This window comes from Vibrio sp. 1078-1, assembly GCF_033340475.1.
The window spans coordinates 1-655 of record NZ_JAWOWM010000441.1 but is presented as its reverse complement, the minus strand read 5'-3'; the positions used below and the strand labels follow the sequence as shown (position 1 = coordinate 655).

The following is a 655-nucleotide window of genomic DNA, read 5'->3' as shown; positions in this document are numbered from 1 at the left end:
GCGACCCATCGCTGATAACACTTTATTCCATTGGCTCAACTGGTAATGCGATTGTGCGATGCGCAGCCAAACTTCATGAGCTTTCTGGTTTTTAGGTACGGCTTTACTCAATTCGTAATAGTGCGGCAAGGCTTTAGCAAACTGTTGTTCATTCAACAAAATATCCGCTAGCATTTTACGTGTTTGCCACGCTTGCTCGTCTTGCAATAAACCGCTGCTTACCGCGAAATCCAGTTGCTTGATAGCTGGCTTAACTTGCTCATTCTGCCAATAAAAAATACCAAGCATACGAGCAACAAACGCTTGATCGTAGCCACGCGATAGGTCTAACGATTCGAGAGTTGAGATCGCTTCTTTAAGCTTCTCTTCTTGAGCTAAGCTGTGCGCACGCTGCACTCTAGATGCGGTGTACTGGCTAAGCTCTTGAGCTATCGCACTGGCTGCGGTCAAACTAAGCAGCGTTGTGATTAAGAATTTCTTCATCATTTGCCTAATTTGAACTCCACTTTTGCGGTTTGTCCGAACTGCTCAATCGACACACCATTTTCAACTTTGGGTTGGTATTTCCACTTCTTCAACGCGCTAATGGCTTCTTTTTCAAACATACGCTTTGGCTCTGCATCGATCACTTCAATGTCTTTTGGACGACCTGTCG

Annotated in this window: 2 protein-coding genes; both read right to left on the bottom strand. The window is 45.0% G+C overall.

Annotation, left to right across the window (positions count from 1 at the left end; translation table 11 throughout):
* Nucleotides 1–486, bottom strand: a 486-nt coding sequence (locus R7190_RS28080) for a tetratricopeptide repeat protein (protein WP_411978097.1), incomplete at its 3' end; no start/stop codon positions are given.
* Nucleotides 483–655: TonB family protein (locus R7190_RS28075; protein ID WP_318137952.1), on the bottom strand; the 173-nt coding region annotated here is incomplete at its 5' end. The genes R7190_RS28075 and R7190_RS28080, both read right to left, overlap by 4 nt.